Genomic DNA, 26,696 nt, shown 5'->3' with positions numbered 1-26,696 from the left:
GGCCTGGAGGAACCAGAACCGGAAAGGGCTTATGAGGTGGGCGGGCCGGAAAAAAGCAAAAAGCGTAGAAATATGCCCTGAAGGCACATTGCTACGCTTGTAATTTGCTTGGCGTCCCCAAGGGGATTTGAACCCCTGTCGACGGCGTGAAAGGCCGTTGTCCTGGGCCGGCTAGACGATGGGGACGCATGTGTGGCTGGGCTGCAAGGACTCGAACCTTGATTAGCGGAGCCAGAATCCGCCGTCCTGCCAATTGAACGACAGCCCAACATGTGAGGGGAACAAATAAATGAAGAGCGGCAGCTTGTCAAGTTTTTTTGGCGGCGCAGGCCAAAGGTTTTCAAAAATTGGCTGAAAGAGCCCGCCAGAGGCGTCTTGGGCAACAGTTACAGGCCAAAGCGGACCGGTTCAAGCAGCGCAGTTCTGTTCATAGCGCCCGCGCAAGCAGGGAAAATAGGCCTTGCAGGGCTGACGCATCTTCTGCGGCAGCCCTGGCGGCGATGTGACAGCATCGCCCGAAGCCACAGGCTTCGTGGGAGCGAAGTGCGGCTCCGCCGCCGAAGCTGCTCTTCCAGTGTTTATGATAACATATCAAAATTATTGCACTTAATATTTAGATGTGCCTGCCCTGACAGGCCTTGCGTGAATAGTGAAAGTTGTATAGTATCCATCCCACACTAAAACTGAAAACCCTAATTAATTTTAGAGGGGGATGTATGGCTTCTGACAGTCCTGACATTGTTGTGGACCGCTCCAAGGCGCAATGGTCTGATCTGTGGCTGAAAGAGGATTATTGGGCAATCTGGATCGGGCTTATATTGCTCTTGGTGGGGACCGCCCTTGTGTTCAGCAACAAGGGCGAACTGGAAAGCAAATATGAGAGCTACGCCGCAGTACTGCGCGCCGAGTCGGCCAAGCCTTTTAAAACCGTTGAATACTATCAGGCTGCGGCGGCGCAAAAAGCCTTGCAGGGGCAGAATCTTTCCCCTGCCAAGGACTTTATCGGTTACTTGAAAACGCCTGCGCGCTGGCAGTCCAATCCGCTGGATGCCCTGTTCATGACGCAGGCTGCCGCTGATGAGGCCAACAAGGCCCTGAAGCCCAAGGTTGATGCGGCCCGGCAGGCGGCAAGCGAGGCTCTGGCCCGGGCCAAGGAGGCGCAATCCGCTGCCGCCGCGGCATCCTTCGGCGACGCGAGCCTTAACGATGCGGCAACAAAAGCCATCGGCGAATGGCAGGCCGCGCAAAAAAAAGTCGCCAAAGTTGCCAAAGGCCTGGTTAAGCCGTTCAACCGCATCCCCACGCTCATAGTGCTGGGGCTTGTGCTCACCGCGCTGACCGCCGTGGGCATCAAGTTCATGGGCGGCAATGTGGGCAAATACATGGCGGCTTTTCTGGTGATCTTCGCTCTGTGCCTTCTGGCCAACATTCTCGGTAATCACAAAGGGATGCGGCTTTACGGCCTCAACGCCGAAATCTGGTCCATTGCCCTGGGCATGCTGATCGCCAATACAATAGGCACGCCCAAATGGATCAAGGACGGCGCGCTGGTGGAATACTTCATCAAGACCGGCCTTGTGCTGCTGGGCGCGGAAGTGCTTTTCCACAAGATTCTGGCCATCGGCATCCCCGGCATTTTTGTGGCCTGGGTTGTGACGCCCATTGTGCTGATCAGCACATATATCTTCGGCCAGAAAGTGCTGAAGATGCCCTCCAAGACCCTGAACATCGTCATTTCCGCGGACATGTCCGTCTGCGGCACCTCGGCGGCCATTGCCACGGCGGCCGCGGCCCGCGCCAAAAAGGAGGAACTGACGCTCTCCATCGGTTTATCCCTGACCTTCACGGCCATCATGATGATCGCCTTGCCCGCGTTTATCAAGTGGGTGGGCATGCCTGAAGTGCTGGGCGGCGCATGGATTGGCGGCACGGTGGACGCCACCGGCGCTGTGGCCGCGGCCGGGGCATTTGTGGGAGAGAAAGCCATGCAGGTGGCGGCCACGGTCAAGATGATCCAGAATGTGCTCATTGGCGTGACGGCTTTTTGCGTGGCCATGTACTGGTGCACCAAGGTGGATGTGCAGAGCGGCGAACGCGTGGGCGTCATGGAAATTTGGAACCGCTTCCCCAAGTTCGTCCTGGGCTTCCTGGCAGTCTCGATCATTTATTCGCTTATCAGCACAACGCTGGGCGCGGACTTCGGCAAGATGCTGGTGGATAACGGCGTGAACAAGGTGTCTGTGCCGTTGCGCGGCTGGTTCTTTGCTCTGGCCTTTGTGTCCATCGGTCTGACCACCGATTTCCGTGAGCTGGGCAAATATTTCAAGGGCGGCAAGCCGATTATTTTGTATGTCTGCGGGCAATCCTTGAATCTGGCTCTGACGCTGCTCATGGCCTGGATTATGTTCTACAAGGTCTTCCCGGAAATCACCGCCAAAATCTAACCTTGGCCCACTCAGGGAGGCGGTTGCGGATTCTCCGCAGCCGCCTCCGCGGTAAGGCAAATCATGTCGCGAACATTGCAAAACCGGCTGAAACTGTTTGCCTGGGCCGTGGCGCTCTGGTTTTTTTTCGCTGTGCTCACGCCAAGGCTGGTAGCTCTTGTCCCGGCCTGGCAACGCTACGACGCGGTGCAGGAACAATATGATCTGGACAGCGGCGCGCTGTATTATACAAATGTGCCCATCACCCAAGAGGCCGAGGCGGCCGTACGCGCCGCCGTGCGGCAGGGGATGGAAGATCGCCGCATGGCTGCCGGAGCCTCTGGTACGCAGGATCAGAGCCGGTGAGAAAGCCATATTATGTGGTCAGCGCCTGTCTGGCCGGAACAGCCTGCCGTTACGACGGCGGCAGCAATCCCTGCCCGGAAGTGCTGCAACTGGTCCGGGAAGGTCTGGCCGTGCCCGCATGCCCTGAATCTCTGGCCGGGCTGCCTGTGCCGAGGCCGGCGTGCGAGCTGAAAAACGGCCGCGTGCTCAGCCGGGACGGGCGGGATATGACCACAGCTTTTCTGCGCGGCGCGCAACGCGCTCTGGAAATTGCGCAAGCACACGGCTGCACGGCGGCCGTTTTGAAAAGCCGTTCTCCCTCCTGCGGCTTCGGCCAAATCTATGACGGATCGTTCAAGCGCAGGCTGTGCGCCGGCCAAGGCCTTTGGGCGCAGTTGTTGCGGCAAGCGGGCCTTGCGCTCTACAGCGAAGAAGAGCTGCCGCCCAGGCCGGACCGCATTGACGCGCCCTGAATGCGCCTTGGCAGGCACGCTCTTTCAAGCCTTTTGCTCCTGAAATCAGCTCAACGCTCTGGCAGGGCGAAGCCATGCCCGCCCGCGCGTCAGCCGTTGGCGGCTGTGCCGCCTTGCGGATGACGACAGCAGAGACAGGCGCAGGCGAAATATCCTTTCGCCGTAAAGCGCCGGTGCGAGCGTTTTTAGAGCAATATGCTCTAAAAACAATATGATCTAGCAGCCTTGCGCTTTGGGCTGCGCGGCAATGCCGCGTCGGGCCAGCTCTTCCACGGCCTTGCGGCAGAATTGCGGCAACAAGGCCTGGGCTTCGGGGCTTAAGCCCACATGCATGGTGTGGTATTCAAAAGGCTGCATGCCGATAACCAGCGCATTGGGCCTGTGCCCGGCCAGTTCGCAGGTGATCAGGGTATCGAGCAAATCCGTCTGATGCATGGAATCGCGGAAGCTCAGGCTTTTGCGTAAATCTTCGCCTTCCAGCAGATATACAGTGCCCGGCTTTTCCGGCCCAAGCACCACGTCCAGCACCACCAGCAGACCACAATCCAGGATCTCGGACATGAGCATCAGGCCCTGGGTGCCGCCGTCCATCAGGCGCACCTGCGCGGGCCATGTGAAATGCTCTTCCAGATATTCCACGGCCCGCACGCCAAAGCCTTCGTCGGTCAGCAGAATATTGCCCACACCGAGAATCAGCACCTTTTCGTGGTTCACGGCAAATCCCCCAGGAGTTTGAGCATTTTCACTTTGAAAATGCTCTGCTGACGCGAAAGCGGCAGCCGCCGCAACGCGGCGTACATTCAGGCGAAAACCGCGTTTTTCGCCTGAATGCCACCTTTGACTTTCATAAAAAGTCAAAGGTAATCTGCTCTTGGATGCATCCGGGCACAAAAAGGGCGGGGAGGACCCCCGCCCTTGACAGTCTGATGCAGCAGGCAAGGCATTTTCCCGGTAATTGCCTGTTCTCTCAAGCCGCGGATTGACCGGAAAGGAGCGCTGCGCGGAAGAGACGCGTTTCAACCTGCTGCGCGCTCATCCCGCGCGTGCGCGAGACGCTCTACAACACCTTGAACTTGTGCACTTCGTTGGTTTCCCCGTCAATGACATGCACGGCGCAGGCAATGCAGGGGTCAAAGGCGTGGATGGTGCGCAATATTTCCACCGGACGCTTGGGATCGGCAACCGGCGTGCCCACGAGGGCTTCTTCGGCCGCGCCGGGCACGTTCTTGGCGTCGCGCGGTCCAAGGTTCCAGGTGGTGGGCACTACCAACTGGAAGTTGCCGATTTTGCCGTCCTCAATGCGCAGCCAGTGCGAAAGGCCGCCGCGCGGCGCATTCACGAAGCCCACGCCTTTGGCGGATTTGGGCGTTTCGTAATTCTCCACAATCAGCTTGTCTTTGGCGATATTGTTTTCGTACTCGTCCAGCCAGTGCTCGATCTGCTGGGCAATGGCCAGCGTTTCCACACCGCGCGCGGCCGTGCGCCCAAGCGTGGAGAAGAGCGCTTCCGGCCCCACGTTCAGGGTCTTGAGCACATGATCCACCAGCGGCTTTACGGTCTTGTGGTTCTGGGTATAGGCGACCAGCACCTGGGCCAGGGGCCCGGTTTCCACGGAATAATCGTCATAGCGCGGCGCTTTGAGCCAGGAATACCGATCCGTGTCGCCCATGCTGGTGAAAGCGGGAATGGTTTCGCCCTGGTAGGGCGGCAGGGCCTTGTCGCCTTTGTACCAACTGTGGCGCACATGCTCTTCGATCCTGGAAGGATCGAAAGCCTTGAGCTGGTCGATTTTGCGGTCCAGAATAACGCCGGGCTTGAGCCACCGGCTGTTCAGATCGCGCTCGCCGCCCGGCGCGGGGAATTCGCCGAAAGCCATGAAATTGCGCGTGCCGCCGTAATTGGCCCAATCCTTGTAGCTTTCAGCCACAACCAGCAGATCCGGAATATAATAGTCTTCGATGAAGGTCCGTGTCTTCTGGTACAGCTGCCGGAATTCCTTGATTCTTTCGGGAGTCAGCGCATCGTAGCAGGTTACGCCGCCGCCGACAGTGAACTGGGTATGCGGATTCTTGGCTCCGAAGACGGCCATGGCCCGGGCCGCTTCCACCTGGACGCGCAAGGCTTGCAGATAGTCGGCTGTGGCGATCAGGTTGACTTCCGGGGAAAGGATGTAGGCCGGATGGTTGCCGAGAAAATACGCGTTGGCGAAGGGGCCGAGCTGGCCGCTGTCCACAAAGGCTTTGAGCTTGGCCTGCACGGCTCTGTAATCGTCAGCCGTGACTTTGCGCTTGGAAATGGACGTGGCGATCCGGGCGGCCTTGACCGGGTCGGCTTGCAGGGCGTTGGTCACATCCACAAAATCCAGGGCGTGGAGAGCATAGAAATGCACCAGATGGTCGTGCAGAAACTGCATGCCCAGCACCAGGTTGCGGATATAGGTGGCATTGGCCGGAATGGGTTTGTTGATGGCGTCTTCCAGGGCGCGGGTGGAAGCCAGGGCATGCGTATAGGTACAGACGCCGCAGGTGCGTTGGGTAAAATGTTGCGCGTCACGCGGATCACGGCCCTTGAGAATAAGCTCCAGGCCCCGGAACAGCGTGCCGCAACACCGGGCATCCTTGATTTTGCCGTTTTCCACTTCCACTTCCACGCGCAGATGACCCTCAATGCGGGTCAGCGGATCCACCACCACCGGGCCGGTATAATCGCTCTGGGGCGATTTGATGACTTGGCTCATGATTCCTCCCTTAGTTCTCGTAGAACGGCGTCATGTCGTCCCAGAATCCGGGTTCGCTGCAACCGATGCAGGGATGCCCGGCGGCCACCGGCCAGTTGGTCTGGTTGAAAAGAACCTTGGGACAGTTGTTGTAGGTCTGCGGGCCCTTGCATCCCACCTCATAGAGACACCAGCCCTTGCGCGCCTCTTCGGAGTTGAAGGAGGGCGCGAACTCATTGGCGTCGAAATGCTTGCGGCGCTCGCAGAGGTCATGCACGGTCTGGCCGTAAAACATGGTCGGGCGGTTGTTTTCGTCCAGCTCAATTTTCTGGCCCTTGAGAAAGGCCACCAGCGTGCCGACGAGGTTGAGCGGATTGGGCGGGCAGCCGGCGATATTGATGGCTTTGACGCCCAGGTCGGCATAACAGTCGTTGACGCCCTTGGAGGCGGTGGGATTGGGTTTGGCCGCCTGCACGCCTCCGTAGGAGGAGCAGGTGCCCATGCTCACCACGACCTTGGCTTTGGGCAGGATGTTTTTGCAGATGTCATACATGGTATGGCCCGCAATATAGCCGTATTTGCCGTCAAGCCCCGTGGGGATGGCGCCTTCCACGATGCAGATGAAGCCGTCCGGGCCGCTGACGGCCTGGTTCAGGGCTTCTTCGGCCGCTTCGCCGGCCGCGGCCATGATGGTTTCATGGTAATCCAGCGAAATGGTATCCAGAATCAGGCTATCAATGTAGGGCTTATAGGTGCGCAGCAGCGCTTCGGAACAGCCCGTGCATTCGGCGCTGTGCAGATAGACCACCGAGGGGCGGCGGCCGGTCAATGCCGCTGCCACTTCCGAAGCGAAAGCCGGACCCATGCCCATGGTCACCGCCACCGCCGTACAGAATTTCATAAAGTCGCGGCGGCTGATGCCCTGGCGTTCTAAACGCTCCTCTCCGCCCTTTTTGCCCAGACCCACGGCAATACGCATAATAGCCTCCTGGCAAAGGTGAGTAAAAGGCTGAACCGGAAGGCCCTGCCACAGGGCCTTCGGTTGCTGAGTAGTGACAGGCATTTTGTCCGCGTGTGCGGAGCGTCGAACTGAACCGTCTGCGTCCAGCGCCGACAACGGCTGTCATTGAGAAACAGGCAAAGGCTTTCGGATGCACAAGCCGTCTCCGGCCCATCGCACCGGCGGCGAACGAGGACATTGCCCTGTCCCGTCCCGCATGGGGCGGTCCGCCATTTGTGAGATAGAGTATACCTTGGCAGGCGAAGGGTCAATAGGTAGCAATATTTTTTGTTATCGATTGCGCGCGCCGTCACAAGCGCCGCGCCGTTGCCGCACTTGCTTCGCGGAGGCGCTTGCGCTAGGGTCAGCTTTCATGAAAAAGCCGCCCGCGAAAAGCCATCGGCGCACGGCTGTGCGGAAGGCCGCGCCGGGCCGGATCGGAGCGCGCGGGGCGGATTTGCCCGACGCATCACATTCAGCTTTCCGAGGAGCGTATGGAACTGGAATCGCTTTGCCTGCACGCCGGTTACACGCCCGAAAACGGCGAACCGCGCGTTGTGCCCATTGCCCAGAGTACAACCTTCAAATATGCCTCTACCGCCGAGGTCGCCAAACTTTTCGATCTGGACGAAGCCGGCTTTTTTTATACCCGCCTGGGCAATCCCACGGTGGACGCCGTTGAGCAGAAGATTGCCGCCCTGGAAGGCGGCGTGGGCGCGCTGTGCACTTCATCGGGCCAGGCAGCCAGTATGCTCGCCGTGCTCAATTTGGCGCAAAGCGGCGACCATATCGTGAGTGCTTCGAGCATTTACGGGGGCACGTTCAATCTGTTCGCCGTCACCCTCAAAAAGCTGGGCATTGAGGTGACGTTTGTGGATCAACGCGCTCCGGACAGTGAGCTGGAAAAGGTCTTCCGGCCCAACACCAGGGCCGTTTTCGGCGAAACCCTGACCAATCCGTCCCTGGATGTGCTGGATATTGAACGCTTCGCCCATCTGGCGCACAAACACGGGCTGCCGCTGATCGTGGACAATACCTTTGCCACGCCTGTGCTCTGCCGTCCTTTTGCGTTCGGGGCGGACATCATTGTGCATTCCACAACCAAGTATATGGACGGCCATGCCCTGCAGGTGGGCGGCGTCATTGTGGACAGCGGCAATTTCGACTGGACCTCGGGCAAATTCTCCGAGTTCACCGAGCCGGATGACTCCTATCACGGCCTGGTATATACCCGGACCTTCGGCAAAGCCGCCTATATCGTCAAGGCGCGCGTGCAGCTCATGCGCGATATGGGTTGCTGCCAGAGCCCGCAAGGCGCTTTTTACATCAATCAGGGGCTGGAAACATTGCCTTTGCGCATGGAGCGGCATTGCCGCAATGCCGAGGCTGTGGCCCGCTATCTCAGCGGCCACGCCAAGGTGGAGAGCGTCAGTTATCCCTCGCTGCCCGGCAACCCCAACAAGGCCCTGGTCGATAAATATCTGCCCAAGGGGTGCAGCGGGGTGGTTTCCTTTTCGCTCAAAGGCGGCCGGGAAGCGGGCGCGCGTTTCATCGACAGCCTGAATATGATTTCCCTGCAAGTGCATGTGGCTGACATACGCACCTGCGTGCTGCATCCGGCCAGTTCCACGCACCGGCAACTGAGCGACGAGCAGCTCCATGACGCGGGCATTACGCCCGGCCTGGTGCGGCTCTCCGTGGGCCTGGAGCACAGTGACGACATTCTGAAAGATCTGGAAGCGGCCCTGGCAAAAGCCTGATCTGGGCACGCACGACAGCGCCCTGCGGGAGAGAGCCTCCCGCAGGGCGTTTTTTACATGGAAAAGGTGCGGTGCCGTATTTCTGCGGGCCTTGGGGCCAGGCGCGCACGCAGGACAGCTTGAGGTGCAATGCCGTGCCTGGCAGGGGGATGCCATTGCAGGCCCAGGCTCTCAAAGGCGGGCCATTGCCGGGGAAAGCGGCCCGTGCAAATTCGTGCGGGCTGCCCGGCAAGCGCTACGCGCGCCTGGCAGCGGCCAGCCTGGCTTTCAGCTCCGTGGTGCGCCGGGCCACCGCTTTTTCCATCTGGGACTGCCAGAGCCAGGAAAGGCCCAGGCAAAGCAGAATGGATTCCACCACAAAGAAGAAGATCCATTGGAGGTGGCGTTCCTGCCCGGCCGGCCGGTCTTGCTGGTGCAGCCACTTTTGCGCCAGAATTCGCCGTTCTTCAGGCGTGATTTGAGACAGGGCCGTGGAGATGACGCTGAAAAGTTCCGGCCAGTCCTTGCGCACGGCTATGGCGTGGCCGTAGGACGAGTTCACCTTGCCCGCGGGCTGGATCTGCATGATGCCGCCGGTCTGAATCTTCTCCATCAGGTTGAATTCATAGTCAATGATCGCATCAGCCTCGCCGGTGACCACGCGTTGCAGCGCTTCCAGCGTGTCGGCCGCGGGCACGGGGATGATTTCGGGGTGGAACTCCCGCAAAAAGTCATGCCAGGAGTAATTGTTGACCACAGCCACCTTTTTGCCCTTGAGATCCGCAATGCCGATCTTGTCCAGCCCGCTGCCCCGGCGGGTCATGATGATGCCCGGCATATTCACATAGGGCTCGGTGAAGGCCATGTATTCGTCGCGGCGGCCGGTTTTGGCAATGGCCATGAACATGTCGATGTGGTTCTGGCGGGCAAGCTGCTCCACCGTGGCCCAGTCCCTGACGCGGGGAACCCGGAATTCAAGACCCGTAAGCTTGCGCAAAAGGCGAAGATAATCTCCGCCCAGGCCAGTGTACCGCCCCCGTTCGTCAAACATTTCCAGCGGGTAAAAATTGGGATCTGCGCCGATGATCACGACAGGGTGCTGCGTAAGCCAGGCCAGCTCATCGGGAGAAAGTTGATCCAGGAGGGATTTTTTTTCCTGCACCAGAACGTCCACCACGTCGGTTTTGTCGGCAAACGCTTCAGGATAAAAGGCCTTGAGGCCCAGAATGACCTGAAGGGCGATAAGGCACAGTCCCAGACAGAGTGTGAGCAACTGGCGCATATGGCTCTCCGCTTTGCTTTGGTTCAAAAAGGCGCGCCCACTGCGGGGAGGCATGCCTCCCCGCAGGTGTTTTTGCAAAAAACAGCGCGACTTCGGCAGGTTGTTACTTTGTCACGGATTGCGGCGTGACGAGGTCGATATACTTCGAGGTCACATAGGCACTGTTGCCGAGTTCCTTCAGATTCTGTTGCGTGATCAGGCCCACGGAGGCGAAAAACTCCGCGATCTCGCTTTGCCACTGCTGCACTTCGCTGGGGCCTTTGTCGACGGCGAACAGCTTGCGTTGCGCCTCAAGGTTGAAGAATTCATATGTCTTGAGATTGAGATTGATCAAATCCGTGCTGTAGTCCTGGCCGAGCAATTCCAGATAATATTTCTTGAATTGCGCGATCACTTCCTGGCGGGGAGCTGTCTGGAGCCAGTTGACGCCGCGCAGATAGAGGGTGAGGAAGGATTTCGCCACATCCGGGTACCGCATGGCGTAGGCGGTATCGGCCACCAGCACGATGGGCAGGTGCTTGCCGCAATCCTTGGGGGTGGCCACGGTTTTCCAGCCGCGCTTGTCGCCCACAAAGGTGAAGGGGGCCCAGAGCACCACAGCGTCGCCGATGTTGTAGTCAAAGGCGGTCAAGGCAGGCGCCTGCTCCAGGTTTTTGAGCACGATGTCGGATTCTTTCAGGCCCAGAGCCTTGAGCCAGAGGTGCAGGGCATAGTCCGCGGAAGTGACCCTGGTGCAAAGGATGGTTTTGCCGCGCACGCTTTCAGGGGAGCCGTAGATGTCCGGGCAGTCCTTGTTGCAGCCTTTGGTTTTCAGGATGGGGCTGTCCGCGCGCACCATAATCGCGTTGGCCATGGCTTCGTCGTTGCCCAGGCCGATGGTGCTCATATTGTAGCGCAATGCCCCGAGCATGGCCGGCACGGCGCCGAGGCCGCCGAAAACCCAGCTTTTGGCCGGAAAGGCGCGCAGGGCATCCGCGCCGGAATCAAAGGTGTACATGCGCACGTCAAGCCCGGCTTCCTTGTCCCAGCCCTGCTGCTTGGCGTACCACATGGGAAAGGCCTCCTGCCCCGGCAGCCAGGCAGTGGGCACCTTGATCAGATCCGCGGCTTGGGCGGGCAGGGCCGCGCCCAGGCAAAACAGGGACAACAGAACGAAAGCGAAGCATTTTTTCAACCGCATAGAGTTTTCTCCGTATCAGGGTAAAATGTTGTTGCAGGGCCGTCTTATTGTCCGGGAACAGATTCCTCCGCCGCTTCCTCTTCGTCGTCGGAGATTTTGAACAGCACCGGATAATCCGACTTGCCGAACAACAGATAACGCAACCGGCTATGAGGAATGTGCAGCAAATCCTGACGCCTGTTGAGATAAAACAGGCTGCCCAGGCCCACCCAGATGAAGAGCATGATCCATGAAGGCACGCTGATGGCCGCCGGAGAGCTGGGGAAGATCAGCAGCACAAAACAGACAATGGAAGTGGCCGCGCCGATCAGGCAGACAGGCCTGCCCCAGCGGGCTTCCGGCAGATCGGGATTCTGCCCCAGATATTTGAAGGCGGTGAGGGCGGTGAACAAATAGGCCAGAGCCGTGCCGATGGCGGACATATCCACAATCCAGCCCAGAGCCGCCCGGCCGAACCAGGGCACAATCAGGCAGAGCACCAAGGTGAAGAGCACGCTTTTCCAGGGGGTATTGTAGCGGGAATGCACCGCGGCAAAAAAGTCGGGCAAAAATTTGCTGCGCCCCATGCTGAACAGCAGCCGGGTCGTGGCCATGAAAAAGCCGTTCATGCCTGTCAGAATGCCGGCCAGCACCGGCACGGTAAGCGCCACGCCGCCCCATCTTCCGAAGATCTGGTCTGCGACCCAGCCTGTGGCCCAGGCGTGGTTCTGGCTCAAAAGTTCCTTGTAGGGGATAAGGCCGGCCACGCAGAGCGCCACCAGGGTGTAAATGATCGCGCCGCAGATGATTGAGAGCAGCATCAGATCGCGGGCTTTGTGCGGGGAAAAGGTAAATTCCTCGGCCGTCTGGGGAATGGTGTCGAAACCGACGTAAAGCCAGGGCGTCAGGGCCAGGACCACCAGAACGCTGGCCAGGGGCGAGCGGTCTTCCGAGAAGAGCGGCTGCAGATTGCTCCAGGCCGACGTGTCGGCCTGGAGCGTGCCGAACGTCAAAACCAGCACGCCCAGGGTAAGGGCAAAGGCGAGAAAGACCTGAATGGCGCTGGCCGCGCCCATGCCCCGGAAATTCATCCAGCCGAAAAGCACCAGCACAGCGGAAACAAAAGCCAGCTCCCCGGCATTGATGTCCCAACCGGCAATGGAATACAAATAGCCCACGTCAAAAACGCCGGGCAACAGATAGCGGGTCAGGAGAATCATGGCCATGGCATTGGCCGCGATAACGCAGATGTAGCTGAGCACCAGGGCCCAACCGCAGATAAAGGCGCCCCTGGGTCCGAAACCGGCATAGGCATAGGCAAACGCGCCGCCTGCCACCGGATAGGGCTTGATCAGAAAACTGTAGCTCAAAGCCACGATGCATTGAAACAGGGCGCCCACAAAGAACGCAATGACTGTTCCCAGCGGGCCGGCATCAGGCAGAAAGCGTATCCCCGGCAGTACAAAACACCCCCAGCCCACAATGGCGCCCAAGGCCAGGGCCAGCACCTCCAGAGGGCGAAGCGTTTTTTCCAGTTCTTCACGCACTTCGCCCGCATGACTGTGCTTTTCCGGTGTATCCCCCATGCGCGTCCTCCAGCTCATTGTCTGTTTATCGGGCCGGTACAGGCATCCGGGATAGACACCGGCCCCAACGTGCAGGCCGGATACTACCACCGGAAATGCTCAGCCGAACGGCTTGGCGCAACGGCGCAGCCCGGAATTCTGTGCTTCAACCGTAAAAAACGCTCCGTGTTATGGTTCTTGAGGTACCTGATCTGTGTCTTAGGGGGTAGAGACGCTGTTCGTCAAGGGCTTACGCACTATTCAGCAAGGCATTTTTTGGCGAGTTGCCGAATGCCTGTCCCTTGCGCTTTTCGTGGAGGTTGCCGCGGCGCAGAGCGCCGCGGCAGAGCAGGGATTATATTTTTTCCAGCACATACTGACGGCTGCCCAGGCCGATCTCCTGGCCGTAGCTCAGTTGGATGGCGCCGTGCGTCATGGGCCAGCGGGCCGTGAACTTGTCGAGGTCTTTGTTTTCAGCCGACTTGGGGTCCAGGCTGGGAGCCTGATTGACAAGATCGAAACAGGCCTGATCCAGCGCCACGGGATCGCGAGAAGCCAGGATGCCCAAGTCCGGCGCCAGGGGCGCGTCGCTCCAGGCCACGCAATCGCAATCCGGCGTGACGTTGAGCACGAAGTTGAGATAGCAGATCCGTTTCTGCCGTCCTTTGACCACGCCGTAGGCGTATTCGGTCATTCGCTCAATAAAGGGCGCCAGCTCCGTGGCCCAGTCAATGCTGATGGCCTTGACCGGGCAGACCGTGATGCATTCAAAGCAGCCGATGCAGCGGCTGATGTCCACCCGGCTTTTTCCCTCGTGCAGGCTCAGAGCCTGTTGCGGGCAGTGCCTGACGCATTTGCCGCAGCCGATGCAGGTCGCTTTGTCCACATTCACATGCGTGGCGTGCTGATCCCTTTTGCCGCGCACCGAGGCCCCGCCCATAGCCAGATTTTTGATGGCGCCCCCGAAACCGGCCATTTCATGACCTTTAAAGTGCGAGAGCACCACCATGCTGGGCGCGCGCCGGATTTCCGCGGCGATATGCACTTCCTGGAAGTGCTTGCAGTTGATGCGCACCGGCAGATCGTTCTCGCCGTAAAGGCCGTCGGCAATGATCACCGGAGCATGCACCACCGAAGGAGCGAAGCCCTGCAAATAGGCTGTATGAAGGTGATCCACCGCGTTGTGGCGGCTGCCGGAATACAGGGTGGTGCTGTCGGTTAAAAAGGGCTTGCCTCCCGCGGCAATGATCTTGTCCACCACCTGCCGCGCGAAAGAGGGGTTCAGATGCGTATCATTGCCGTACTCGCCGAAATGGAGCTTGACGGCCGTGAGATCGTTCTTTTTGACGATTTTTTTCAGGCCCACGGCGTCGCAGAGCCGGGCAATCTTGGCGATCTTGCTGTCCTCGTGCGAGCGGCTGTGCATGTCCGCGTAATAGACTGTGGCAGGCATGGCGTTTCCTCCCGGGTAATTATGTTTGCGCCATTTTGGCACTATTGAATTCTTCAGGCAAGGGCCGCGGAGCGGGCCGGATCAAGGCCGCGCAGACGAAAAAAGAGGCTGTGCGGCTGTTTTCGCGCCTGCTACCAGCCCCGGCAGCGGGGCCAGAGCGCAATGATCTCCGTGCCGCGGCAGAGGTGGTAGGCGTCGAAGGCTGCGGCCGTGGCGCAGGCATGCACCGGCAGAACGCGCAGCAGCGTTCCTGCGGGGAGGGCAGGGCAGCAGCCCGCCTCTGCCGCCACAATGCCGTGTTCCTGATTGGTTGCGACAACGCGCAGACCCGGCAGCAGGCGGCCCTGCGCGTCGCAGATCAGGCCGTAGCCGTGGCGCTGGAAGTTCCCGGCAAGGCCCGCGTCGCGGGAAAGGGCCATCCAGCCCGCGTCAGTCACCAGGCTGCCGCTGCCTTTCTGGCGGCCGATGACGGCGCAAAGCACGGAAAGGGCAATATCCTTCTTGCGGCAAACGCCCAGCCCGGCCATGACCAGATCCTGAAACATATAGACCCCGGCCCGCACTTCCGTGACGCCCGTGAAATCCTCGCCGAAAAAGGCCGTGGGCGTGGAGCCCACGCTGACCGTGGGGCAGGCGTGCCCGGCGGCGCGCAGATTTTCGGCCGCCCGCACGGCGGCGTGGCGCTCCTTCCCGGCCAGGGCCGCAAAAGCCGCCGGGCCCGGCGCGGGGAGATCATAGGCCGAGCCCGCGTGGGTCAGCACGCCGCGCAGATTCTGCCCGGCAGCGCGCAGCACGGCCGCCGTCTCCAGAAGTTCCGGGTCATCGGGCGCAAGGCCGGAACGGTGGCCGTCGCAATCGATTTCCAGCAGAATATCGAAAACGCAGTGGCGATCCCCGGCGAAACGGGCCAGAAGGCAGGCGCTTTCCACACTGTCCAGCACAAGAGACAAGGCGACGCCCTTTTCGCGCAGGGCCGCGGCGCGCCCCAGCTTGCCGGGCGCGATGCCCACCGCGTAACAGATGTCCGTGATGCCGCGGGCCGCAAAGTATTCGGCTTCGGCCAGGGTGGAAACCGCAATGGGGCCCTGCGGGCCGGACAGGCAGAGCCGGGCCGCGTCAATGCTTTTGCAGGTCTTGCAGTGCGGCCGCAGCGCCACGCCTTTCTTGTGCAAGCGGCCCTTCAGACGCCCGATGTTGGCGCGCAGGCGTTCTTCATCCAGCAGCAGGGCCGGAGTTTGCAGGTCGCGTATATCCATTGTTTTTCCCTTTCCACATGCCGGACCTGCCCGCGTGGCCGAAGCAATGTGTATCTTTCGGGAGTTCATGCGGCAGGCCCACGGGCAGCGCGAACCGCTTGTAATGAATGGGTTTGTGCCTACTCCAAAAGCGTCGCACTGTAAACCGGCGGCTTTTTGCATCCTCCTGCATTGCCTCCGGCAGTGCCAGGGCTTGACACTTTGTTTTCCGGAGCATAGGCTTTATATAATAAATACTGTTAAAACACATTGTTATATGTACTCTGGCTGCCTGAGAGCAGGGCTCCCGGAGAGGAGGGCGCATGGCCGTCTGTGTGGTTGATCATCCCCTTGTGCGGCATAAGCTGGGCATATTGCGCATGCAAGCCACCTCCACCCGCGAATTTCGCGTTGTGGCCAATGAAGTGGCGCGCCTGCTCATTTACGAGGCCACCAAGACCTTTCGCACGGAAAAGCGGATTGCGCAGGGTTGGGCCGGACCTGTGGAAATTGAGGCCATTTCAGGTAAAAACGTAACGGTGGTGCCCATTTTACGCGCCGGTATCGGGCTCATGGACGGCGTGCTGGACATGATCCCAGGCGCGAAAATCAGCGTGGTGGGCCTGTACCGGAATGAGGACACCTTGGAGCCGGTTGAGTATTACGTCAAACTGGCCAGGGATCTGGAACAGCGTCTGGCGATCATTCTGGACCCCATGCTGGCCACGGGCGGCTCCCTGGTCGCAACGATCGATCTGCTGAAAAAGCACGGCTGCCGCCGGATATGCAGCCTCAATCTGGTTTGCGCGCCCGAGGGCATTGCCAGGGTGCAAGCCCAGCACCCGGATGTGGATATTTACACCGCGGCCATTGACGATCATCTCAATGAAAACGGCTACATTATCCCCGGCCTCGGCGACGCCGGGGATCGTATCTTCGGCACCCAATAAAGGGAGCGGCGCATAACCTTGAGCAACAGGCACAGCGGCGGCGCGGCAACCGCCTGTGATCTGCGCCTGCGCGATTGCCTGCCCGGCGCAGGAAAGATGCCTGGGACGCGGCTTGCCGTCACAGCCGCGCTGTAACTTTTTCGCTTTGCATGCTATGGTCAATGCAGTTGAGATTATCGACAACGGAGGTATTGATCATGACCATAACATCTGATGACGGATATACCACCTGCCCGGCCTGTGGCGGCACAGGCCGGAATGAAGACGGCACGGCCTGCTTTGCGTGCAACGGCACAGGCCAGCGGCAGGAAGCCTGCGCCGTGCCGGAAGGCCCGGAACATACCGGCGTGTGCGATTAGCGCGTCCCTGAAAAAGCCACAAAAAAACGGCGGCCCAGGTCGCCGTTTTTTTGTGGCTTTTTCAGGGCGGGCGCGCGACCGTTGCCGCCCGGCATCAGGCGCAGGCAGCAAGGGCCTCGTGGCGCGGGCCGCGTACATTTGCCCTGTGTGACGGCCCGGCAATCAGGGGATTTCTGGTAAAGGCACGAAACGCGCTCTTGTATTTGCCGGAGTTTTGATGGAAACTTGCTTCCAGTGAGCTGTAAAGAGAGAATTCTTGCCTGATATTTTATGTAAATATCCGGCGCAAAGAAGCTTACTGCTCCGTATCCAACATCTTTCTTTGACGCAATCGAGGTTTCCCTGATGAAATATCTGAGATTTTTTTTCTGGCCAGTGCTTTGTCTTGCTGTGGGCATGAGTGCGTCGGCCTTGCAGAGTGATGCGCTGCGCCACTGGTATCCGTTCCTCCACAAATCGCTGCTGACCCCGCCGGGCTGGGTGTTTGCCCTGGTCTGGGTAGTGCTTTACATTCTCATGGGGCTTTCCATGTCCCTGGTGCAAAACAGCGGGCGGCCCGGCCGGGGCGTTGCCACCGGCATTTTTCTGTTGCAACTGGCAGTGAATTTCAGTTGGAGCACTGTCTTTTTTTACCTGCGCAGCCCCACCGCGGGCCTGGTCATCATATCCGCGCTTTTTGCGCTCCTGTTGCTCTACGTCTGGAAAAGCCTGCCCATCAGCCGCATGGGCGCATATCTGTTTCTGCCGTATCTGGCCTGGGTCGGCTTTGCCTGGTATCTCAATTTCTCTATTGTGCTGCACAACTGATCCCTTTGCGCCGCGCAAAGGTAGCACTGCAAGCCCTGGGGCAGCGGCAAACTGTTTGCCGCTGCCTGGCGCTTGTGAGCGCCCGGAGCTTTTTGTGCAGGCTCCCATCACAAATTTCTTTCTCAACCATGGAAAAATAAAATGAATTTTTTACGAAAATCATCGCAAAGGCGAATCCCTCGGCAAGCGGTTCGGGGGACGGGTGCGGATTGTCAGCACATAATCCTTCATTGGAACGCTGGCGCTCTTGTCAAGAAGCCTTCCGGAGGCTAGCGTAAAGGCGAACTATGCGGGAACGTCAGATCCCGTCCACCGTCCTCCCAGGAAGTCGCGCCATGACCGCCATGCCCACGGACTTTGTTACCATCCGGGCCACGGTGCCCGAACACTCGACGGCCTTCATGGCAGCCATGTCCGGCGGCACGCCCTTTGTGGAAGACGGTTTTCTGTTTTTCAGCGGTTCGGACGGCTCGGACAGACCGGACGCCGCCCCCTGGCTGACGGCCGTGGCCTATCCCCTGGCCGATGAACTCCCGGCCTGGGCTGTGCCGGATACGGCCGGGGACACTGAACCGAAAGCTCCGCTACGACAGACTATGGAGGCCTTTGAAGCGGCTCTGACCAAGGCTCTGCGCCGTACAGGCGCACGCCGATGCTGGCTGGTCGGACCGGTTGCGCCGGAGCGCCTGGAGCCCTTCGTCACCGAGCGGGATGAAGTATACATCCTGGATGTAAACGCGCCGACGCCCGCCCGCCTGCGCAATGTCCTCGCCCGCAGTCCCCTGCGTGTGCGGGAAGGCAAGGAGTTCACCCCGGCCCATCGTCGTCTGTGGACGGAATTCATGGGCCGGGCGGCCCTGCGCCCCAACGTGCGCGAATTGTACGCGCGCACCGCTTCGGTTCTGAACGCGCCGGGTACGGATCTGCGCCTGTTTGACGCCGTGGACGCGGAAGGCCGGGTGGCGGCCAGCCTGCTTCTGGATTTCGCGCCGCCGCGCTTCTGCACCTATCTCATCGGCGCGCATTCCCGCGCGCACTACGCGCCCCACGCCACGGATCTTTTATTCCGAGCCATGCTCGAAGCCGCCCGGCGTGAAGGCAAGGCTTTTATTCATCTGGGTGTGGGCGTCAACGAGGGTATCCGGCGCTTCAAGCGCAAATGGGGAGGTCGCCCGGTGCTGCCCTATGTGGCGGCCGCCTGGGAGGAACGCCCCGCCGTTTCTCCCCCGCCCGTCGCCCAGGGCGCCGATGTGGTGCGCGCACTGCTGACGGCCGGTCCGACCGACAAGTGGCGTTTCGTCCTCGATCAACCCGATCAGCGCCCCTTCGCCATGCTCTGGCGTGTGGACAAAAACGGCCATACCTCATGGCTGGGCGGCACGGCTCACTTTTTCTGTTGTTCGTTTGAACGATCCTTGCGTCGTCTGTTTGAAAAGGTGGATACCATCATCCTGGAAGGGCCGCTGGATCAGGACAGTCTGGCCGAAGTGGATGAGGCGGGCCGCGTCGCGCCGCCGCCGGGCGAAAGCGTGCTCGATCATCTGACGGAGGCCGACGTGATCCTTTTGGAACGCGTTTTGTGCCGCCGCCGTCTGCTGGCCGACGGACCGCCCCCCGCGCCGGACGTGCTGCGCGGGCTTTTGGGCCAAAGCCGGCCGTGGTACGCCTTTTTTTCGCTGTGGACGCTGTTTCTGGAACAACGCGGCTGGAAGCAGTCCGTAGACCTGGAAATATGGAACCTGGCCGGGGACATGGGCAAAACAGTATTCGGCATGGAAACCGTGGCGGAGCAGATCGCCGCGCTGGAAGCCGCGCCCATGGAGCGCATCGTGCGCTTTTTACGCGACTGCCGTCGCTGGGACGCCTATCGCAAACGCAACGCGGCATCCTATCTGGCCGGAAATCTGGAAGGCATGCTGGGCACCAGCACGGAGTTTCCCTCGCGCACCGAACACATCATAGACCACCGCGACCAGCGCTTCCGCGAGCGCATGCGGCCCTGGCTGGAACGGGGCGGCGCGGCGGTGTTCGTGGGCTCGGCCCATCTGCTCAATCTGCGGCGCATGCTGACCGAGGACGGCTTTACCCTGCGGCGGGTACTGCCCACCTGGAGACATCGTCTGTCCGCTTTATGGAACAAGGAGACGCTATGACGACGGCGTTGCCCCGGCCGGACGTGATGGCCCCGTCTGGAGTGGCGGGGCTGGCGGCCTCCGCCGTGGTGCCCGAACAGGCGCCCGCCTATGTGCAGGCCGTGTCCGGGCTTGTCCCCGGCGTATCACCTGCGGGCTTTCTGCAATACGCGGCGGGCGACGGCTTTATTCTGGTAGCCTACGACGGCTACGGCGCGGAGCGTTCCCCGCAGGCGTGGGAAGAAGCCGTGGCCGCTTCGGCGGCCGCCGTGGCTGCTTCCGCGCGCCGCATCACGGTTTTGGGCCCACGCCGCCCGGCCTGCGCCCCGCCCGGAGCCAAAACCGGTGCAGCGGATGCCTGGTGGGCCTTGGACCTGCCCCCCGCCCCGCCCTTCGTGCCCGCATCTGGCAAGGTGCGCAACATGGTACGCCGGGCCCGGCGAGAGGTCGAGGTGGCGGTGGAGAATTGGGGGCCGGAAGCCAAAGCCCTGGTGGACGACTACCTGCGTGTCCGCTGCCTGGCCGAGGGCACGCGCTACATTTATGGCCGCCTCGACCGCTATCTGGCCGCTGCGCCGGACGCCCTTCTGTTCGCGGCACGCGGACGGAAGGACGGCGCTTTGCGGGCCTTTGCCATAGGCGACTACAGCGCCCTCGGCGTGGCTTTCTACATGTTCGCCTTCCGGCGGCCGGACAGTCCCCCCGGCTGCTCCGACGCCCTGCTGAACGCCCTGCTGGACGAAGCGGCCAAACGGGGCCACACGCTGCTGAACCTGGGGTTGGGCATCAATCCCGGCGTAGCCTTTTTCAAGCGCAAGTGGAAGGCCCGGCCCTGGCTGCCCTATCTGGAAACAACCTGGGAATTTCCGGCGCGGGGATGCCTGGCCCGTCTGGCCGCCCTGTTCAAACGAGGCGCATCATGAGCGGGCGGCCCGATCCCTTGGACAACCCGGCCTTCCGGCCCGGCCTGTGGGGGGAACTGCGCGACCTCTTCTTGGCCCCGCCGCGCCCTCTGTCCTGCGTCCAAATGGAAGTGACCTCCGCCTGTTCGGGGCGCTGCATCTATTGCCCCCATACGACTCTGGCCGGGGTGTGGCGCTCGCGCGCCATGTCGGCCGAAGTGGTCGCAGCCCTGTGGCCCCTGCTGCGTCGCAGCCGCCGGGCCCATCTTCAAGGTTGGGGCGAACCGTTGCTGCACCCCCGCTTTTTCGACTTTGCGGCCTTTGCCCGGCGGGCCGGCTGTCAGGTATCCACCACCACCTGCGGCCTGCGTATGGACGAAGATACGGCCTCCAGACTGGTGGACGGAGGTCTGGACGTGGTGGCCTTTTCGCTGGCGGGCACGGATCCGGCGTCCAACGGCGTCCGCGCGGGCGTGCCCTTCGCGCGGACCGTGGAAGCCATACGCACGCTCCAGCGGGTGCGCAAGGCACGGGGCGGTGTACATTTGGAAATCCACATTGCTTATCTCCTGCTGGCCGACCGCATGGAAGCCGTGACCCGGCTGCCCGAACTCATGAGCGAACTGGACGTCCACGCCGCCGTGATCAGCACACTGGATTACATCGCCGCGCCGGGCCAGGAGGCGCTGGCCTTCGCCCCCCCGGTCACGCCCAGGGCCGAAGCCAGACTACGCGCCGCCCGCGCCCTGCTGGAAGACGCCGCAGCCCGTGCCCGATCCGCCGGACGCGGCTTTCACTATGCCCTGCCCGGCCCCCTTCCCCTGCCCGTCTGCCGCGAAAACGCTACCCACACCGTATATGTGGACGCCGACGGCACGCTGTCGCCCTGCGTGTACCTCAACGTGCCCGCCGCCGTGCCTCCGGGCCATCCCGGCGACCGACGGCAGACCTTCGGCTCCGTTCTCGACCGCGACGCCTGGGAATTGTGGAACGAGCCGGCCTACGCGGACTACCGCGCCCGCCTGTGCGCCGCCGAACCGCCCCTTGCCTGCCGAACCTGTCCCAAACGCTACGAAGAGGACGGCCGGGAACATATTAATCAAGGCTAGAGTGAAATTCCTTTCTCAACCATGTAAAATTACAATGAATTTTTTAAGAGAACCATCTCAAAGGCGAATCCCTCCTTTTTTCAACGGCCGAGCGCCACTGCCGCGCAAAGCGGGCGCAGGGATCAGCTCCAGAGACGCTGGAGCGTCTTCTCTTGTTTTTCCTCCTCCCTGCGGCGGCGTTCCTCCAGCGTTTCCAGCAGGCGGCGGGCGGCAGCTTCCAGGGCCGTTTGTGGACCGCTGTTGTCCACAAGCAGATCGCAGGCCGCCTGTTTGCGCGCTTCAGGCCATTGCCAGGCCTCCAGCGCGGCGGCTTTCTCCTCGCTCCAGCCACGGCCAGCCATGATCCGGCCAATGCGCAGCGGCAGGGGACAATGCACGCCTACGCTCAGCGGCCGGGGAGAAAAAATGTTTTGCCAGCCGCATTCGAAGTACAACGGCACTTCCGCCACAGCCAGCGGCGCGCCCAAGGCCTCCTGTTTTTTCCAGAAGGCTTCCAGGGCCTCGCGTACCAGGGCATGCACCATGTTTTCCACTTCGCGGCGCAGGTCGGCATTGCCGCGCATGGCAGAGAGCAGGGCGGTTTTGTCCACGCCGCCGTCCGCGGCCAGCAGGTCTGTGCCCCAGCGTCGTCCGATCCAGTCTGCGGCCTCGCCGCGAGGCGCGTAGAGGGCCGCCACAACCGCGTCGGCGCTGAGCACGGGCACGCCAAGAAGGCTCAACTCCTTTGTCAACGCGGACTTGCCGCTGCCCGGATTGCCTGTGATCACCACGCGCTGCGTGCGGCGGCAGGCGGCCAGGGCCGCGGCAGGCAGATCGCCGGGCGGCGGACAGTTGAAGCGCAGTTCCTCGCCTGTGCCGGGATGCCGGAAGGCCAGACGCCAGGCGTGCAGCATCTGGCGCGGGGCCTTGGCCTGTATTTCTTTGGGCGCATAGAGCCTGTCGCCCAGCAAGGGATAGCCCAAATGAGCGAGATGCACGCGGATCTGGTGCGTGCGGCCGGTGTGAATGCGCACGGCCAGCAGCGAGACAGCCTGATCGGGCGCGCTCCAGAGCCGCGTCCACTGGCTGTGCGCGGGCTTGCCGCCGCGCGCCTCTGGCAGCACGGCCATTTTGATTTTGGCGGTGGGGTGACGGCCCAGCGGTTCCCGGCATTCTCCGGTGGCAGGCGGCAGCCCGCTGACCAGAGCCAGATATTCCTTGCTCACCTCGCGACGCGCAAAAGACGCGCTCAACGCAAGCCGCGCGGGTTCGTCCAGAGCCACGAGCAAAAGCCCGCTGGTGTCTTTGTCCAGCCGGTGCACAATGCCGGGTCGCAGGCCTTCGAGCTTTGCCAGTTGCGGAAAGCGCCCGAGCAGGCGTTGCACCAGGGTGCGCTCCGGGCAGGAAGGGCAGGGGTGTACGGTCAGCCCGGCAGGCTTGTTGCAGACCACAAGATGCTCGTCCTGCCAGAGCAGTTCCAGCTCGCCATCCTCGGCCTGGAGCGTGCTTTTGGCCTCCGGCAGGCGCAGAACAAGGCGCTGCCCCAAGCGCGTCCTGGCGTCGGGCCTGAGCAGAGGCAGACCGTCAGCCAGGCAATGCCCGGCCAGCACGGCTTTTTGCAGAGCAGACCGGGAAAGCGCGGGCGCGGCGTCCCGCAGCACGCGATCCAGACGCTGCCCGGCGTTTTGTGCCGTAATCAGAATATCAATGTCGCTCAAGGCCGTGCACCCGAAAGCGTGGACAAGGTGCGCAGCCGATCCGCAAAGGTCGTGGCCCGGTACAGGTTTTTCAGCTCCGCGCCGGGAGTGATGGAGGTCACCACGGCCCTGCCGATGACAAAACGCGCGTCATCGTTGCCTTCCTCAATGGTGCGCACGCCCCAGACATTGTGAAAAATGGCCGGGCGATTCTTATATCTGCCCACATACAAGACAATATGGCCGCGCATGCCCACAAGGCTGAGAAACGGCACGCCGCTACGCAGAATGACACTTTCTTTTTCCTTGAAGCTCAGGCCTTCCAGGGACTGCACCACGCCCATGCGCGCTTGCGCGCCGGAATTGCGCGGCAGCCACAGCCCGAAGGGGGTAAAGAGCTCGCGGGTCAGGGCCGAGCAGTCCCGCTCGCCAAACATGCCGCCCCAGCCATAGCGCTGCCCCATCATCACATTGCCCACACGCGCCACATTACCGGGCGTGAGCGGCAGGGGCTTGGGCCGAGCATCGCCCGCGGCAAGATCGATCTCCGCGATTTGGGCCATGCCGCCCGAACTCCTGACCGGAACCAGCACCCGCAGGCCGCCGTCGGCATTTTCACCGGCCAGCGGCAGGATCGTGCCGATATTGGCCTGACTGTCGCCACGCTTGCGGCCCGTGCCGGGCAGACGCACCTTGTCGCGCAGCAGCGCCGCGTAGCGCCCCGTACGGTAGGCCTGCCTGAAGCTTTCATCCACGGGAGCGACGTCCTGGGCATCCACCCATCCGCCTGCCACCGGGCATTCCACAAAATGCCAACGGCCGTCCCGGCTGGTATGCGCGATGAGCAAAGGCGTGCCCGGCGGCAGAAGAGCATACTGAAAATAGTCAAAAGGATTGGCTTTGGGGTCCGGCGTGGGCTCGGCAAAGCGGCTTTCATGGGTGGGCATCTCGCGCAGATCCGTGTTGCGCAAGGTGATGGCCGCTTGCCCCCGCGAAGGAAACGCGCGCAGGTTGGCATTGCGGCCGAGGCGATCCCATTCTTCCTGCGTCCAGCGCACACTGCCGTGTCTGAAACCCCGGGCCTTGTGAAAAATGGCCGCCACATCACGCTTGCGCATGGAGGTCTTGCGCATCTCCCAGGGGCCGAAAAAGATCCGGTTGAAGCGCGCATCCTGGGCAGCCTGCTCCGAGGCGTCGAGCAGGGGCTTGTCCGGGCCGACGGCTGTGGCGTAGACGTTCAGATCCTGGGGGAACTGCCGTTGATCCGCCACCGTGCCCATCCATCGGGGCAGATCCCCTTCCCGCGTGGGCATCCGCTTGCCGCCGCAACCTGCCAGCCAAAGCAGGCTGAACAACAGCAGAGCCATTCCAAGGACTCTGGGGGCCCTGACGGCAAAAGGCCGCTGTGCTGCGGCGCGCGAGCTGCCGGCAGATGCAGGGCCGGAGGGGAGGAGAGGCAAAAACCGTTGCGAAAACGGGCCGCCGGACCGCATGCCACGGCAGGCCGGGCAAAATGTTTCAAATCTGGGGGACACGCAAGGGCGCAGGTTCATGGCAGATCTTTTTCCTTCATTTTCTTTCGATAAAAACAAGACGCTGCGGAAGTCCGGGAGAGGGCGACGAGAAAAACCTACCCGCCGTTCTTGATAACATCAGGAGCCCGCATCCGGCAATGTTTACGCGGGCGACAAGAAGGTTACATCCAAGGCTTGACAAAGCGAGCCGTTATCTTTACTACTGACTGCGCTGTCACCATCGTCTATCCGGTTAGGACGGCGGCCTCTCAAGCCGTTAAGACGGGTTCAAATCCCGTTGGTGACGCCAAATTGAGGTACAAAGAAGAATGCCAAGGTCTAAAAAGCCTTGGCATTCTTCATTTTTTCCCTCCAGTACGGTTTCCTGAAGTCCAGCCCCGTCCGTTTGCATCCAAACATTTTGTGGGTATATCCGTAGGTAGAAATGTGGTACGACAGTTCCGATATCTACATGCGTAACCTGACGGAATACAAATATTTTTGTCCATGTAGGCATCTCTTTGTCCACCAACAGCCAGGGAGTGCCCATGCCTCTTACCGATACCCACATCCGCAGTCTGAAACCCGACGTGAAGCCCCGCAAGTATTTCGATGGCGGCGGTCTGTTTCTCTATGTGCCCACCAGCGGCAGCAAATTGTGGCGCATGGCCTACCGCTTTGACGGCAAGAGCAAGCTGCTCAGCTTTGGGGAATACCCCGCCGTCTCGCTCCGCGATGCCAGAGAGCGGCGCGAGGAGGCCAGGCGTCTGCTGGCCAAAGGCGTTGATCCTTCCGAGCAGAAGCGGGAGGCCAGGCTGGCCAGAATCACAGCCGAGCGCGAGAGTTTCCAGAACATTGCCAAAGAGTGGCATGAAGCCCGCATGGCCGAGTTTTCCGAAAAACATCAGGGAACCGTCATGTACAGGCTGGAGACGTACATCTTTCCGGCCATCGGCAAAACGCACATAGCCAAACTGGAAACACGGGATGTCATGACTGTGGTCAAACCGCTGGAGCAGCGGGGAAACCATGAGACGGCCCGACGTGTCCTGCAAATCATCAGCCAGGTTTTCCGCTATGCGGTCATCACGGGCCGGGCGAAGCACAACGTCGCGGCCGATCTGCGGGGAGCCTTGCGGCCGAGAAAAACCGTCCACCGGGCGGCGGTGCTGGAGCCGGAGAAAGTCGGCCAGCTTTTGCGGGACATCGACGCCTACGAAGGTTATTTCCCTCTGGTCTGTGCCCTGAAACTGGCTCCGCTGGTCTTCACCCGTCCCACGGAGTTGCGGGCCGCCCAGTGGAAGGAGTTTGACCTTGAGGCAAAGGAATGGCGCATCCCTGCCGAACGCATGAAAATGCGGCGACAGCATCTTGTGCCCTTGTCCGAACAGGCACTGTCCATTCTTCGAGAACTTCAGAAATACTCCGGCGAGGGAAAATACCTTTTCCCCTCCATCCGCACGGAGGTACGGCCCATTTCCGATGCGACCATGCTCAACGCCCTCCGGCGTATGGGCTATCAGAAACAGGAAATGAGCGTGCACGGCTTCCGCTCCATTGCGTCAACCCTCTTGAATGAACTCGGCTACAATCGGGACTGGATAGAAAGGCAGCTTGCCCACGGTGAACAAAATGAAGTGCGGGCGGCGTACAATTATGCGGAGTATCTGCCTGAACGCCGGAAAATGATGCAAGAGTGGGCCGACTTTTTAACAAAATTGAAGGGCTGTCCCTCAGAAGAAACCACCCCCGAGGCGGAAGCATGAACGAGAACCCCATAAGCGATCGGCAGTGGCATCTCGACTTCGTGGAGTGCAAACGGGCCGAGCAGTTCCGACGCTAACGCCAGAGCGAGCG

Annotated in this window: 22 protein-coding genes and 3 tRNA genes; 12 read left to right on the top strand and 13 right to left on the bottom strand. The window is 61.0% G+C overall.

Features of this window, described 5'->3' with window-relative positions; translation table 11 throughout:
• Window positions 1-109: 109 nt before the first annotated feature.
• A tRNA-Glu gene (locus G7Y51_RS02505) sits at window positions 110-186 on the bottom strand.
• Between the two features lie 7 nt (window positions 187-193).
• Window positions 194-268 (bottom strand) — tRNA-Gln (locus G7Y51_RS02500).
• 448 nt (window positions 269-716) lie between these two features.
• On the opposite strand from G7Y51_RS02500, the gene G7Y51_RS02495 reads away from it, so the two are divergent.
• From G7Y51_RS02495 to G7Y51_RS02485, 3 genes are all read left to right on the top strand, one after another.
• On the top strand, window positions 717-2,444 hold the full coding sequence (locus G7Y51_RS02495; RefSeq protein WP_165174834.1) for a putative sulfate exporter family transporter: 1,728 nt from the start codon (window positions 717-719) through the stop codon (window positions 2,442-2,444).
• Window positions 2,445-2,507: 63 nt separating this feature from the next.
• A complete protein-coding gene (locus tag G7Y51_RS02490; RefSeq protein ID WP_165174833.1) occupies window positions 2,508-2,789 on the top strand; it encodes a hypothetical protein in 282 nt (93 codons plus the stop codon).
• Window positions 2,786-3,241: a DUF523 domain-containing protein gene (locus G7Y51_RS02485; protein WP_165174832.1), complete on the top strand. Its 456-nt coding sequence runs from the start codon at window positions 2,786-2,788 to the stop codon at window positions 3,239-3,241. The genes G7Y51_RS02490 and G7Y51_RS02485 overlap by 4 nt, the downstream gene beginning before the upstream one ends.
• A 216-nt stretch (window positions 3,242-3,457) precedes the next feature.
• Here G7Y51_RS02485 and G7Y51_RS02480 read toward each other — a convergent pair whose 3' ends face one another.
• The 3 genes from G7Y51_RS02480 to G7Y51_RS02470 all read right to left on the bottom strand — a co-directional run bounded on the left by G7Y51_RS02480 (window position 3,458) and on the right by G7Y51_RS02470 (window position 6,936).
• Entirely contained in the window at window positions 3,458-3,955 is a 498-nt protein-coding gene (locus G7Y51_RS02480; protein WP_165174831.1) for a HyaD/HybD family hydrogenase maturation endopeptidase, read from the bottom strand.
• Window positions 3,956-4,298: 343 nt separating this feature from the next.
• Complete coding sequence (locus tag G7Y51_RS02475) at window positions 4,299-5,978, bottom strand: nickel-dependent hydrogenase large subunit (RefSeq protein ID WP_165174830.1); 1,680 nt, start codon at window positions 5,976-5,978, stop codon at window positions 4,299-4,301.
• A 10-nt stretch (window positions 5,979-5,988) separates the two neighbouring features.
• The gene (locus G7Y51_RS02470; RefSeq protein ID WP_165174829.1) at window positions 5,989-6,936 is read right to left on the bottom strand and encodes a hydrogenase small subunit; all 948 of its coding nucleotides are present in this window, start codon (window positions 6,934-6,936) and stop codon (window positions 5,989-5,991) included.
• 515 nt (window positions 6,937-7,451) lie between these two features.
• On the opposite strand from G7Y51_RS02470, the gene G7Y51_RS02465 reads away from it, so the two are divergent.
• Complete coding sequence (locus G7Y51_RS02465; protein ID WP_165174828.1) at window positions 7,452-8,717, top strand: O-acetylhomoserine aminocarboxypropyltransferase/cysteine synthase family protein; 1,266 nt, start codon at window positions 7,452-7,454, stop codon at window positions 8,715-8,717.
• Window positions 8,718-8,952: 235 nt separating this feature from the next.
• Here G7Y51_RS02465 and G7Y51_RS02460 read toward each other — a convergent pair whose 3' ends face one another.
• From G7Y51_RS02460 to G7Y51_RS02440, 5 genes are all read right to left on the bottom strand, one after another.
• Window positions 8,953-9,978, bottom strand: a complete 1,026-nt coding sequence (locus G7Y51_RS02460; protein WP_165174827.1) for a transporter substrate-binding domain-containing protein — start codon at window positions 9,976-9,978, stop codon at window positions 8,953-8,955.
• Between the two features lie 103 nt (window positions 9,979-10,081).
• Window positions 10,082-11,158: an ABC transporter substrate-binding protein gene (locus G7Y51_RS02455; RefSeq protein ID WP_165174826.1), complete on the bottom strand. Its 1,077-nt coding sequence runs from the start codon at window positions 11,156-11,158 to the stop codon at window positions 10,082-10,084.
• Window positions 11,159-11,202: 44 nt separating this feature from the next.
• Entirely contained in the window at window positions 11,203-12,723 is a 1,521-nt protein-coding gene (locus tag G7Y51_RS02450; RefSeq protein WP_165174825.1) for an APC family permease, read from the bottom strand.
• 334 nt (window positions 12,724-13,057) lie between these two features.
• Window positions 13,058-14,155, bottom strand: coding sequence for a DUF362 domain-containing protein (locus G7Y51_RS02445; protein WP_165174824.1), 1,098 nt, complete (start codon window positions 14,153-14,155; stop codon window positions 13,058-13,060).
• Window positions 14,156-14,286: 131 nt separating this feature from the next.
• The gene (locus tag G7Y51_RS02440; RefSeq protein WP_165174823.1) at window positions 14,287-15,411 is read right to left on the bottom strand and encodes an alanine racemase; all 1,125 of its coding nucleotides are present in this window, start codon (window positions 15,409-15,411) and stop codon (window positions 14,287-14,289) included.
• A 302-nt stretch (window positions 15,412-15,713) separates the two neighbouring features.
• Between G7Y51_RS02440 and upp the strand changes: the two genes are divergently transcribed.
• Both upp and G7Y51_RS02430 read left to right on the top strand, forming a co-directional pair.
• Window positions 15,714-16,340 carry a uracil phosphoribosyltransferase gene (gene upp / locus G7Y51_RS02435; RefSeq protein WP_165174822.1) on the top strand — a complete coding sequence of 209 codons (627 nt, stop codon included), beginning with the start codon at window positions 15,714-15,716 and terminating at the stop codon, window positions 16,338-16,340.
• A 197-nt stretch (window positions 16,341-16,537) separates the two neighbouring features.
• Window positions 16,538-16,699: a chaperone protein gene (locus tag G7Y51_RS02430; RefSeq protein ID WP_165174821.1), complete on the top strand. Its 162-nt coding sequence runs from the start codon at window positions 16,538-16,540 to the stop codon at window positions 16,697-16,699.
• Here G7Y51_RS02430 and G7Y51_RS02425 read toward each other — a convergent pair.
• On the bottom strand, window positions 16,696-17,097 hold the full coding sequence (locus tag G7Y51_RS02425) for a hypothetical protein (RefSeq protein WP_165174820.1): 402 nt from the start codon (window positions 17,095-17,097) through the stop codon (window positions 16,696-16,698). The genes G7Y51_RS02430 and G7Y51_RS02425 overlap by 4 nt on opposite strands.
• Window positions 17,098-17,110: 13 nt before the next feature.
• Here G7Y51_RS02425 and G7Y51_RS02420 point away from each other — a divergent pair, with 13 nt between their 5' ends.
• The 4 genes from G7Y51_RS02420 (at window position 17,111) to G7Y51_RS02405 (ending at window position 21,649) form a co-directional block, all read left to right on the top strand.
• On the top strand, window positions 17,111-17,506 hold the full coding sequence (locus G7Y51_RS02420; protein WP_206214232.1) for a TspO/MBR family protein: 396 nt from the start codon (window positions 17,111-17,113) through the stop codon (window positions 17,504-17,506).
• A 335-nt stretch (window positions 17,507-17,841) separates the two neighbouring features.
• On the top strand, window positions 17,842-19,659 hold the full coding sequence (locus G7Y51_RS02415; RefSeq protein ID WP_241160100.1) for a GNAT family N-acetyltransferase: 1,818 nt from the start codon (window positions 17,842-17,844) through the stop codon (window positions 19,657-19,659).
• Window positions 19,656-20,561, top strand: a complete 906-nt coding sequence (locus tag G7Y51_RS02410; protein WP_206214231.1) for a hypothetical protein — start codon at window positions 19,656-19,658, stop codon at window positions 20,559-20,561. The genes G7Y51_RS02415 and G7Y51_RS02410 overlap by 4 nt, the downstream gene beginning before the upstream one ends.
• Window positions 20,558-21,649: a radical SAM protein gene (locus G7Y51_RS02405; RefSeq protein ID WP_165174818.1), complete on the top strand. Its 1,092-nt coding sequence runs from the start codon at window positions 20,558-20,560 to the stop codon at window positions 21,647-21,649. The genes G7Y51_RS02410 and G7Y51_RS02405 overlap by 4 nt, the downstream gene beginning before the upstream one ends.
• Before the next feature lie 122 nt (window positions 21,650-21,771).
• Here G7Y51_RS02405 and G7Y51_RS02400 read toward each other — a convergent pair whose 3' ends face one another.
• A complete protein-coding gene (locus tag G7Y51_RS02400) occupies window positions 21,772-23,346 on the bottom strand; it encodes a dephospho-CoA kinase (protein WP_165174817.1) in 1,575 nt (524 codons plus the stop codon).
• Window positions 23,343-24,692, bottom strand: coding sequence for an NlpC/P60 family N-terminal domain-containing protein (locus G7Y51_RS02395; RefSeq protein ID WP_165174816.1), 1,350 nt, complete (start codon window positions 24,690-24,692; stop codon window positions 23,343-23,345). The genes G7Y51_RS02400 and G7Y51_RS02395 overlap by 4 nt, the downstream gene beginning before the upstream one ends.
• A 381-nt stretch (window positions 24,693-25,073) precedes the next feature.
• On the opposite strand from G7Y51_RS02395, the gene G7Y51_RS02390 reads away from it, so the two are divergent.
• Together G7Y51_RS02390 and G7Y51_RS02385 are read left to right on the top strand one after the other, a co-directional pair.
• Window positions 25,074-25,149, top strand: a tRNA-Glu gene (locus G7Y51_RS02390).
• 238 nt (window positions 25,150-25,387) lie between these two features.
• On the top strand, window positions 25,388-26,605 hold the full coding sequence (locus tag G7Y51_RS02385) for an integrase arm-type DNA-binding domain-containing protein (protein ID WP_165174815.1): 1,218 nt from the start codon (window positions 25,388-25,390) through the stop codon (window positions 26,603-26,605).
• The last annotated feature ends 91 nt before the right edge of the window (window positions 26,606-26,696 follow it).

This window comes from Desulfovibrio sp. ZJ369 (assembly GCF_011039085.1).
Lineage (GTDB): Bacteria > Desulfobacterota > Desulfovibrionia > Desulfovibrionales > Desulfovibrionaceae > Desulfovibrio.
This window is presented reverse-complemented; position numbering and strand designations above follow the sequence as displayed.

Bases quoted from the DNA above. Each gene is read 5' to 3' on its own strand.
- G7Y51_RS02405 (WP_165174818.1), top strand. From the start codon at position 20,558: ATGAGCGGGCGGCCCGATCCCTTGGACAACCCGGCCTTCCGGCCCGGC.
- G7Y51_RS02425 (WP_165174820.1), bottom strand. From the start codon at position 17,097: ATGCCCACAGCAAGACAAAGCACTGGCCAGAAAAAAAATCTCAGATAT.
- G7Y51_RS02450 (WP_165174825.1), bottom strand. From the start codon at position 12,723: ATGGGGGATACACCGGAAAAGCACAGTCATGCGGGCGAAGTGCGTGAA.
- G7Y51_RS02395 (WP_165174816.1), bottom strand. From the start codon at position 24,692: ATGGCTCTGCTGTTGTTCAGCCTGCTTTGGCTGGCAGGTTGCGGCGGC.
- G7Y51_RS02440 (WP_165174823.1), bottom strand. From the start codon at position 15,411: ATGGATATACGCGACCTGCAAACTCCGGCCCTGCTGCTGGATGAAGAA.
- G7Y51_RS02475 (WP_165174830.1), bottom strand. From the start codon at position 5,978: ATGAGCCAAGTCATCAAATCGCCCCAGAGCGATTATACCGGCCCGGTG.
- G7Y51_RS02415 (WP_241160100.1), top strand. From the start codon at position 17,842: ATGACCGCCATGCCCACGGACTTTGTTACCATCCGGGCCACGGTGCCC.
- G7Y51_RS02385 (WP_165174815.1), top strand. From the start codon at position 25,388: ATGCCTCTTACCGATACCCACATCCGCAGTCTGAAACCCGACGTGAAG.
- upp (WP_165174822.1), top strand. From the start codon at position 15,714: ATGGCCGTCTGTGTGGTTGATCATCCCCTTGTGCGGCATAAGCTGGGC.
- G7Y51_RS02410 (WP_206214231.1), top strand. From the start codon at position 19,656: ATGACGACGGCGTTGCCCCGGCCGGACGTGATGGCCCCGTCTGGAGTG.
- G7Y51_RS02470 (WP_165174829.1), bottom strand. From the start codon at position 6,936: ATGCGTATTGCCGTGGGTCTGGGCAAAAAGGGCGGAGAGGAGCGTTTA.
- G7Y51_RS02445 (WP_165174824.1), bottom strand. From the start codon at position 14,155: ATGCCTGCCACAGTCTATTACGCGGACATGCACAGCCGCTCGCACGAG.
- G7Y51_RS02465 (WP_165174828.1), top strand. From the start codon at position 7,452: ATGGAACTGGAATCGCTTTGCCTGCACGCCGGTTACACGCCCGAAAAC.
- G7Y51_RS02455 (WP_165174826.1), bottom strand. From the start codon at position 11,158: ATGCGGTTGAAAAAATGCTTCGCTTTCGTTCTGTTGTCCCTGTTTTGC.
- G7Y51_RS02490 (WP_165174833.1), top strand. From the start codon at position 2,508: ATGTCGCGAACATTGCAAAACCGGCTGAAACTGTTTGCCTGGGCCGTG.
- G7Y51_RS02430 (WP_165174821.1), top strand. From the start codon at position 16,538: ATGACCATAACATCTGATGACGGATATACCACCTGCCCGGCCTGTGGC.
- G7Y51_RS02460 (WP_165174827.1), bottom strand. From the start codon at position 9,978: ATGCGCCAGTTGCTCACACTCTGTCTGGGACTGTGCCTTATCGCCCTT.
- G7Y51_RS02495 (WP_165174834.1), top strand. From the start codon at position 717: ATGGCTTCTGACAGTCCTGACATTGTTGTGGACCGCTCCAAGGCGCAA.